This window comes from Candidatus Rokuibacteriota bacterium, from assembly GCA_016209385.1.
GTDB lineage: Bacteria > Methylomirabilota > Methylomirabilia > Rokubacteriales > CSP1-6 > JACQWB01.
In genome coordinates, this window is record JACQWB010000048.1 from 1 (window position 1) to 8,982 (window position 8,982).

The following is an 8,982-nucleotide window of genomic DNA, read 5'->3' on the forward strand; positions in this document are numbered from 1 at the left end:
GACGAGACCTACCACCTGGCGACCATGGCGCGGCAGCAGTTACGCCGGGCGGCGTGACCGTGAAAAAAAAAGTTCTTGACAAGGGTCATAGAAAGTCTCCCCCAAATGCTTGCGCGGGCCAAGCCCGCGCTCGGAGCGCTTCGGCCGCGTGCCGGTGGACGATTGGACCATTCGAGTGCAGTCTTTCAGCATCCTGCTAATGCCGGACGAACTCCCGCGGCAGGTGGCGGCGGTCCAGCGGGCCCAGCGTGAGCAGGGCGATCTGCTCCTCGTCCAGGAGTCGATCGACCAGCGCCTGCACCTCTTCCTCCTTCACGCGGTCGATCGCCGCCAGCATCTCGTCCAGGGAGAAGAACGAGCCGAAGTAGAGCTCCTGCTTCGCCAGCCGGTTCATCCGGCTCGAGGTGGACTCGAGCGACAGCATGAGGTTGCCCTTCAGGTGGTCCTTGGCCCGGCGCAGCTCCTCTGCCGCGGTGCCCTCCTTCTTGAGCCCGCGCACCTCCTTCAGCACCGACTTCAGGACCTTGGAGAAGTTCGCGGCATCGGTCGCCGCGTAGATGTAGAGGACCCCGGTGTCGCGGTAGGCCTGGGTGCCCGAGTAGATCGAGTAGACCAGCCCCTGCCGCTCCCGGACCTCCTGAAAGAGGCGGGACGACATACTCCCGCCGATGACGTCGTTCAGGAGATAGAGCGCGTACCGCTCGGGGGCGGACTGGCAGAGGCCCGGGAGCCCGGCCACCATGTGCACCTGCTCCAGGTTCTTCGGGACCATCTCCACGCCGCCGTGGACCACCGGGGGCGAGCCGTCACGGGCCACGGCGGGGCGGTCGAAGCCCTCGAAGCGGGAGGCGAAGAGCGAGACGACCTGCTCGTGCTCCACGTGTCCGGCAACGGCGATGACGATGCGCCCCGGCACGTACTCCTCGCCGAAGTGGGAGAGGATCACCTCGCGGCTGAACCCCTGAACCACCTCCCGCCTCCCCAGGATGGGGCGGCCCAGCGCGTGGCCGGCCCACACCCGCTCGGCGAATAGGTCATGGACCAGGTCGTCCGGCGTGTCCTCCACCATCTTGATCTCCTGGAGGACCACCGACTTCTCCCGCTCGATGTCATCGCTGCCGAACAGCGGGTGCAGCAGGATGTCGGTCAGCAGATCCACGGCGAGGGGCAGGTGCTCGTCCAGCACGCTCACGTAGAAGCAGGTATGCTCCTTGGCGGTGAAGGCGTCCATCTGGCCGCCCACCGAATCCATGGTGCGCGCGATGTCGGCAGCGGTCCGCGAAGCCGTCCCCTTGAAGACCAGGTGCTCGATCAAGTGAGACACCCCGCCACGGCTCGCCGGCTCGTTGCGGGAGCCCGTGTCCACCCAGATCCCCACCGCCACCGAACGGACGTGCGGCATGCGCTCGGTCACGACGCGGATGCCGTTGGGGAGGACGCTCTTCCTGTACTGTTCGACCACGCGGGTCAGCTCCGTCGGTCTCGACTCCTGCGTCTCGGTTCCTGGCGGTCGCCGCCGAGACGACCCGCCGACGACCGCGCCGCCACGCGCGCTACGCCTGCTTCCGGCGCTCCCGATCCGCCATGGCGGGCTGCTCCCGGAGCGCCATCTTCCGCGAGAGGCGAACCTTGCCGTTGGAGTCGATCTCGATCACCTTCACCAGCACCTCGTCGCCCTCGGCGAGCACGTCGCCCACGGACCGGATCCGGCTCTCGGCGATCTGCGAGATGTGCAGCAGCCCCTCGCTCCCCGGGATCAGCTCGACGAAGGCGCCGAACTCGACGATCTTCTTCACCTTGCCCAGGTAGATCCGCTCCAGCTCCACCTCGCGACAGATGTCCTGGATGATCGCGATGGCCTTCTGGACCGCGCCGTTATCCGCGGCGAAGACCGTGACACGCCCGTCGTCCTCGACGTCGATCTTCACCCCGGTCTGTTCCTGGATCCCCCGGATCACCTTGCCGCCGGGACCGATGACCTCGCGGATCTTCTCGGGCCGGATCCGGATCGTGACGAACCGGGGCGCATAGGGCGACAGCTCGGGGCGCGGCCTCGCCAGGGCCTCGCTCATCTTCTTCAGGACGCCGAGCCGCGCCTCGCGGGCCTGGGCCAGCGCCTGACCCATGATCTCCGTGGACACCCCGGCGATCTTGATGTCCATCTGGAGCGCGGTGACTCCCTTCTCCGTTCCGGCGACTTTGAAGTCCATGTCGCCGTAGTGGTCCTCGGTCCCCATGATGTCTGTGAGGACCGCCACCCGGTCTGCCTCCTTGATGAGGCCCATGGCGATCCCCGCCACTGGCGCCTTGACGGGCACCCCCGCGTCCATCAGGGCGAGAGAGGCGCCGCAGACCGTCGCCATGGACGAGGAGCCGTTGGACTCCAGGATGTCCGAGACCACGCGGATCGTGTACGGGAACTCCTCCTTGGAGGGCAGCACGGCCTGGACCGCACGCTCCGCCAGCGCACCGTGGCCGATCTCGCGCCGCCCCGGGCTGCCGAAGCGACGCACCTCGCCGACGGAGAAGGCGGGGAAATTATAGTGGAGCATGAAGGGCTTGAAGGACTCGCCCTCGAGCGCCTCGATCTTCTGCTCGTCCTGCTTGGTCCCGAGCGTCACCGCCGCGAGCGCTTGAGTCTCGCCCCGCGAGAAGAGCGCCGAGCCGTGGGCCCGGGGCAGGAAACCGACCTCGCACGCGATGGCGCGTGTCTCCGTCGGAGACCGTCCGTCCACACGGATCCCCTTCTCGAGGACGAGTCGCCGCACCTCGGCCTTCTCCACTCGCTCGAAACCCTCCCGCACCCTGGCCCTGTCCGCTTCCTCCGCGCCCAGGGCCTGGAAGACCTCCTGGAAGATCTGCTCCACGGCCTGGGCGCGCGCCTGCTTCTCGTGGACGCTCAGCGCGTGAGCGATCTTGGCGACCGCCAGCTCTCTGACCCGCGCCTCCAGCCTCGGATCGGCGACAGCGACGGGGTCGACCGCCCACGCGGGCTTGCCGCCCGGCGCCACGAGCGCCTTCTGGATCTTGACCAGTTCCTTGCACTGGGCGTGGCCGAAGGCGATCGCCCGGAGGACCGTCTCCTCCGACACCTCCTTGGCGCCCGCCTCCACCATCAGCACCGCGTCCTCGGTCGCCGCCATAACGAGGTCCAGCGCCGAGACGGCGAGCTGGCTCTCGGTGGGGTTGGCGACGAGCTGGCCATCGACGAGCCCGACCCTCACCGCCCCGATCGGGCCCCCGAACGGGATCCCCGAAACGGCCAGGGCGGCTGAGGCCCCGTTCATCGCGAGGACGTCGGGGTCGTTCTCCTGATCGGCAGAGATCGCGAGGACGATGACCTGCACCTCGTGCTTGAAGCCCGGAGGAAAGAGCGGCCGGAGGGGGCGATCGATCAGCCGCGAGGTCAGGACCTCCTTCTCCATGGGCCGACCCTCGCGCTTGAAGAAGCCCCCGGGGATACGCCCGCCGGCGTACGCACGCTCGCGGTAATCCACGGTGAGCGGAAAGAAATCGACCCCCTCGAGGGGGGTCTTGGTTGCCACCACCGTGGCTAGGACCATGGTTCCGCCGTAGCGGACCAGGACCGCGCCGTCGGCCTGTTTAGCAACCCGCCCGGTCTCCAGGGAAAGAACCCGACCGCCGACTTCGGTTTGCGTGGCATGAATCATACGGACACCTAACCTCCTGCCTTAGGGGGAACGATCATCGCAGCCGATCGGCCCGGCGCAAGCGGGCTCGCGGTGCTGGATCCGGACCCGGGAGCCGCCTTCACCGGCGGATTCCGAGCTTCTCTGTCAAGGCGCGGTACCGCTCAGCGTCCTTCTTGCGCAGGTACTCGAGGAGCCCGCGTCGCTTCCCGATCAGCATGAGCAGGCCGCGCCGGGAGTGATGGTCCTTCTGGTGGATTTTAAAGTGTTCGGAGAGGCTCTGAATCCGCTCCGATAGGATGGCGATCTGAACTTCTGGCGACCCCGTATCCCCCTCATGGAGCCTGAACTGCTCGATGAGGACCTTCTTCTGGTTGACGGAAACTGGCATCCCTCAGGCTCCTCCGGGGTATCCCCCCAGTCGGTCCGTCCCGGCACCCGGCTGTGGACTCCACCGAGACGGCTTAGAGAAATTTTCCAATTCCTCAGGCAGTTACACCGCCTACTCTAGCATAGCCGGGCGGTCGTGTAAAGGTCACGTCACGGGCAGCGCGGGATCGACGCGAGGAGATGCGCGGCAGTCTCGATGTCCCGGGCGACTTGCACCTTGAGCGCCTCGACGCTCGGAAACCGGCGCTCCGGCCGGATCCGCTCGAGGAAGGCAAGGCTGAGCTGCTGATCGTAGAGATCCCCAGAAAAATCTAAGAGATGGGCCTCCACCCAGTACTCGCCTTCGCCGAACGTTGGCCGGACGCCCACGTTGACGACAGCTCCCCCCTGGCCGCCCGCCCAGGAGGCTCGGGCCGCGTAGACGCCGGGCGCCAGCACCAGCTCGCGCTCGGGCTTGAGGTTTGCGGTGGGCACACCGAGCTGGCGCCCCCGCCCCTTGCCCCTGCCGACCCGGCCCCGAACCGTGTACGGGTGACCGAGAAATTTCATGGCACGCTGGACCTCGCCGGCTCTGAGGGCCTGGCGGACCACGGACGACGACACCACCACGCCATCCACCGTCTCGGGAGGCACCACGCGGGCGATGAACCCGAGGGTCGGAGCCAGCGCCTCGAGGAGCGCGGCGTTCCCTCTGGCACCGCGGCCGAAGGTGTGGTTGAAGCCCACCACCACCTCGCGGGCCTTCAGCGTCCGATGGAGAACCTCCTGGACGAAGGTCTCGGGTTCGATAGTGGAGAACTCGCGCGTGAACGCGATGACGAGCGTCGTGTCGAGTCCCTGCTCGGCGATCAGCGCGAGGTTCTCCTCCAGCGTCGTGATCGGAACCGGCGCCCGCTCCGGGCGCAGCACCTTCAGCGGGTGGGGCGTGAACGTGCACCCGAGCGCCGGGAGGCCCAGGGCCCGCGCGCGGCTCACGGCCGTGGCCAGGATCCGTCGGTGGGCGAGGTGAACGCCGTCAAAGGTCCCCAGCGCCACGATCGTGGGCGGGGAATCAGGCGGGTAGGACTCGAGGCCTCGGATGATCTCCATGCAGGATGCGTTCCGGCTTCACCACGGCGTGGGCGGGAATCAGGCGGCCGAGCCCGAGAAAGGATCCCCCCGAATCGTAGAGGCGGACCAGCGTCCGACCCATCGGAGCTGCCTCGGGCACCGGGACGCTCTGGCCGTTGAGGACGGCTGCGGCCGCCGTCTCCGTGAGCCGGATCGCGGGAAAGTCGCCGACCGCCGAATCGACCGGGAGGAGCCGGGCCCAGAGGGCGGCACCGTCCCGGGCCCGCTCCACCTCGCCCCAGGGAAGCGCTCCCTCGAGTGAATACGGCCCGACTCGCGTCCGCACGAGCCGCTCCAGGGCGGCGCCGCAGCCGATCGCCTCACCCAGGTCGGCGCAGAGCGTCCTCACGTAGGTCCCCCTGCCGCAGACCACTCGAACCGTGAAGCGGGGCAGCTCGACGGACTCGAGCGTGAGCGCGTGGACCACGACCGGCCTCGGCTCGCGCTTCACCTCGAGCCCCTTGCGGGCGAGCTCGTAGAGGCGCGTCCCGCCCATGTGGAGTGCGGAGTACATCGGGGGGACTTGCTGGGTCTCCCCGACGAAGCGGACCAGCACTTCGCGGATCGCGTCGGGCGTGAGAGCGGGAACCGGCGCCCGCCGGATCACGGTCCCCGTGAGATCCTGGGTGTCCGTCACCACCCCGAGTCTGACGGTGGCGACGTACTCCTTGCTGTGGTCGGCGAGGTACGGCGTCAGCTTGGTCGCCTCGTTGACCAGGATGGGAAGAACCCCCGTGGCTTGGGGATCCAGCGTCCCGCCGTGACCGACCTTCGGGGCCCGGAGAAGGCGGCGGAGGTGGGCCACGACCTGAAAGGACGTGAACCCGGGGCCCTTGTCGACCACGAGGACCCCGGAGCGGGAGGGCATCATCGGGCCGGCCGCCCGAGAGCCTCGGAGACGGCGCTCAGAATCCTGGCGGTGACCTCGTCGAGGCTCCCCTCCACCGTGCACCCGGCGGCGTTCGAGTGCCCGCCACCACCGAAGCGCGCGGCGATCGCGTTCACCGGTACCTCCCCTTTGCCCCGGAGGCTCACCTTCACGTGACGGCCCTCCGTCTCCCTCAGCACCAGACCGACCTTGGCGCTCGCGATCGAGCGCGGGTAGCTCACGAGATCCTCCGCCTGGAGGAACGCCTCGGGCACGCTCCCCGCCGGCAGCGCAAGCCACGCGACGAGGCCATCCGGAGAGACCTGGATCTGCTGGAGCAGCCGGCCGAGGAGCCCCAGGGACTCGGGCCCGCGCGCCTCATAGAGCTGGGCGGCGATGCGGGCCGGGTCGGCGCCGCGCGCGACCAGCTCGGCGGCGGTCCTGAACGCCTTCGCCGAGGCGTTGGTGTAGCGGAAGGAGCCGGTATCGGTGTGGATGGCGGTGAAGAGGTTCGTGGCCACCTGGGGAGTGAGCTTGAGCCCCAGGGCCACGATCAGGTCGTACACCATCTCGCCCGCCGCCGAGGCCCCCACGTGGATCCAGTTGACTGTGCCGTAGCGCGCGTTGTCGGGGTGATGGTCGATGTTCACCACGCGCGTCGCCGGACCGCGGGCACCCTCGAGGAGGCCGCCGGTCCGCCGGGGGTCCGGGCAATCGCAGACGATCACCAGGTGAAAGGGCCCTCGCGGCGTCGTCCACTGCTGAAAGAGGGCCGAGCCGGGCAGGAAGCGGAGCGGCTCGGGGACGGCGTGCGGGCCCGCGAACGTGACCGGCCACCCCGCCTCACCGAGGGCCAGGCCGAGGCCCAGGAGCGACCCGAGCTGATCGCCGTCCGGTTGGGCGTGCCCCAGGAGGAGGACGTCGCCCGTCGGCCGGCCCAGGAGCGCCCTGAGCTCGCTCGGGACCGACAGCTCCTGGTCAGACACCGGGCTCCCCGGGTTCACGAGCCTTCAGCTCGGCGAGCAGATGCTGGATGGTCGCCGCGTGGGCCATGGATCGGTCGGGACGGAAAGACAGGACCGGGACGACCCGGAGCGTGAGGTGCTCGCGCAACCAGTTGCGGATGAACCCCTTCGCGCTCTCCAGGGCCGCGAGCGTCGCCCGCCACTCTTCTTCCGTGCCGAACACCGACACGTACACCTTGGCGGTCCGCAGATCCTTGGCGACCTCGACTTCGGTCACGGTCACGAAGCCGAGCCGGGGGTCCTTCAACTCGCGCCGCAGGACCTCGGAGATCTCCTCGCGGATCAGGTGATTGACGCGGTCGATGCGCTTGCGCGACATCGGCGCTACAGCTCCTCGCGCCGGGCCGAGAACCGAGCCGGGTACCCATCGAAGATGGGTGCAGGACGCAGGGCGGGTACCCGCCGAAGGTGGGTGCGGGTACCCACCGAAGGTGGGTCGGGAGGCGTACGCGGTTGTACGTTGAGGATGGGCGCGGGCACCGCCCGAAGGGTGGTCGGAGGACGACGGGATGCGACGGTTATCGGCACGGCGCTACAGGACCTCGATCTGGATGTCGATCACGTGCCCGTCGATGAGCGACTCGATGTACGCGACCGCCTTGGAGACGACCTCGTTCGCGTGGCGGGAGTCGTGCGAGACGGAGGCCACCCCCAGCGTGGCCCGCTGCCACGAGTCGAGGTTATCCACCTCGGCGACGGCGACGCCGAAGCGGTGCTTTACTTTCTCCTTGAGCCCTTTGAGGACGCGGCGCTTCTCCTTGAGCGATCCGACACCCGGCAGGTGGAGCTCCAGCGTCCCCACGGCCACCCGGACGACTGCCATCGCGCCTCCTGCTCAAACGGCTGCCCGGTCACACCCACCGCTGGCCGTCACAGGGTCCGTGCGATCTCTTCGGTCGTGTAAGCCTCGATCACGTCTCCCACCTGGATGCCACCGACGCCCTCCACCCCGATCCCGCACTCGAGCCCCTGCGGAACCTCGCGCACGTCGTCCTTGAAGCGCTTGAGCGAGGTGACGACGCCCTCGCCCAGGAGCGTGCCGTCGCGGCGGACCCGGACCTTGGCGTTCCGAACCAGCTTCCCATCCACCACATAGGAGCCGAGCACCGTACCGATCTTGGAGATGGTGAAGAGGACGCGCACCTGGGCCCGGCCGAGCGGGACCTCCCGGATCTCCGGCGCCAGCATCCCCTCGAGCGCGGCCTTGACGTCGTTGACTGCCTCGTAGATGACGTTGTAGGTGCGGACGTCCACGCCCTCCGCCTGCGCCTGGGTCGCGACCTTGGGCTCGGGGCGGACGTTGAACCCGAGGACGATCGCGTTGGAGGCCGAGGCCAGATTGACGTCGTTCTCGGTGATGGCCCCGACCGAGCCGTGGATGACCTTCAGCTTGACCTCGTCCGTCGAGAGCCGCTCGAGGGCCTCCGTCAGCGCCTCCACGGAGCCCTGGACGTCGGCCTTCAGGATGAGCCGGAGCTCCTTGACCTCGCCCGCGGCGATCCGCTTGTGAAGGTCTTCCAGCGTGACACGGGAGGCCGCCTTGGCCTTCGCCCGCTCGCGCTCCTGACGCACCGTGGCGATCTGGCGCGCCTTCCGCTCGTCCTCCACCGCCACCAGCGTGTCGCCAGCCATCGGGACTCCCGAGAGGCCGAGGATCTCGACCGGGTCGGTGGGACCGGCGGTCCTGACCTTCTTGCCCCGGTCGTCGAACATCGCCCGGACCCGGCCGTAGTGCTGGCCCACCACCACCGCGTCACCCTCTCGGAGGGTGCCATGCTGGATCAGCACCGTGGCCACCGGGCCGCGGCCGCGCTCGAGCTTGGCTTCGACGATCACGCCGCGAGCGGCCCGGGTCGGGTTGGCCTTGAGCTCCATGATCTCGGCCTGGAGCGCGGTCATCTCGAGGAGCCTGTCGATGCCCGTCCCACGCTTTGCAGAC

General features: G+C 68.7%; 9 protein-coding genes. All 9 read right to left on the reverse strand.

Annotated features, from left to right (window positions below):
• Window positions 1–196 precede the first annotated feature (196 nt).
• Window positions 197–1,462: an insulinase family protein gene (locus HY726_03240; protein MBI4608009.1), complete on the reverse strand. Its 1,266-nt coding sequence runs from the start codon at window positions 1,460–1,462 to the stop codon at window positions 197–199.
• A 91-nt stretch (window positions 1,463–1,553) separates the two neighbouring features.
• Window positions 1,554–3,671, reverse strand: a complete 2,118-nt coding sequence (gene pnp / locus HY726_03245) for a polyribonucleotide nucleotidyltransferase (protein MBI4608010.1) — start codon at window positions 3,669–3,671, stop codon at window positions 1,554–1,556.
• Between the two features lie 100 nt (window positions 3,672–3,771).
• Entirely contained in the window at window positions 3,772–4,041 is a 270-nt protein-coding gene (gene rpsO / locus HY726_03250; GenBank protein MBI4608011.1) for a 30S ribosomal protein S15, read from the reverse strand.
• Between the two features lie 149 nt (window positions 4,042–4,190).
• Window positions 4,191–5,129 carry a bifunctional riboflavin kinase/FAD synthetase gene (locus HY726_03255; protein MBI4608012.1) on the reverse strand — a complete coding sequence of 313 codons (939 nt, stop codon included), beginning with the start codon at window positions 5,127–5,129 and terminating at the stop codon, window positions 4,191–4,193.
• The gene (gene truB, locus HY726_03260) at window positions 5,092–6,021 is read right to left on the reverse strand and encodes a tRNA pseudouridine(55) synthase TruB (protein ID MBI4608013.1); all 930 of its coding nucleotides are present in this window, start codon (window positions 6,019–6,021) and stop codon (window positions 5,092–5,094) included. The genes HY726_03255 and truB overlap by 38 nt, the downstream gene beginning before the upstream one ends.
• Window positions 6,018–7,004, reverse strand: a complete 987-nt coding sequence (locus tag HY726_03265; protein MBI4608014.1) for a bifunctional oligoribonuclease/PAP phosphatase NrnA — start codon at window positions 7,002–7,004, stop codon at window positions 6,018–6,020. Before HY726_03265 ends, truB begins: the two co-directional genes overlap by 4 nt.
• On the reverse strand, window positions 6,997–7,362 hold the full coding sequence (gene rbfA, locus HY726_03270) for a 30S ribosome-binding factor RbfA (protein ID MBI4608015.1): 366 nt from the start codon (window positions 7,360–7,362) through the stop codon (window positions 6,997–6,999). Before rbfA ends, HY726_03265 begins: the two co-directional genes overlap by 8 nt.
• A 213-nt stretch (window positions 7,363–7,575) precedes the next feature.
• The gene (locus tag HY726_03275; GenBank protein MBI4608016.1) at window positions 7,576–7,851 is read right to left on the reverse strand and encodes a DUF503 domain-containing protein; all 276 of its coding nucleotides are present in this window, start codon (window positions 7,849–7,851) and stop codon (window positions 7,576–7,578) included.
• A gap of 62 nt (window positions 7,852–7,913) precedes the next feature.
• Window positions 7,914–8,982 (reverse strand): translation initiation factor IF-2 (gene infB / locus HY726_03280; protein ID MBI4608017.1); only part of this gene is annotated, 1,069 nt, incomplete at its 5' end.

What these genes read in the sequence shown, in the direction of transcription:
- truB (MBI4608013.1), bottom strand. Translation starts at nt 6,021, where the DNA reads ATGATGCCCTCCCGCTCCGGGGTCCTCGTGGTCGACAAGGGCCCCGGG.
- rbfA (MBI4608015.1), bottom strand. Translation starts at nt 7,362, where the DNA reads ATGTCGCGCAAGCGCATCGACCGCGTCAATCACCTGATCCGCGAGGAG.
- rpsO (MBI4608011.1), bottom strand. Translation starts at nt 4,041, where the DNA reads ATGCCAGTTTCCGTCAACCAGAAGAAGGTCCTCATCGAGCAGTTCAGG.
- pnp (MBI4608010.1), bottom strand. Translation starts at nt 3,671, where the DNA reads ATGATTCATGCCACGCAAACCGAAGTCGGCGGTCGGGTTCTTTCCCTG.
- HY726_03255 (MBI4608012.1), bottom strand. Translation starts at nt 5,129, where the DNA reads ATGGAGATCATCCGAGGCCTCGAGTCCTACCCGCCTGATTCCCCGCCC.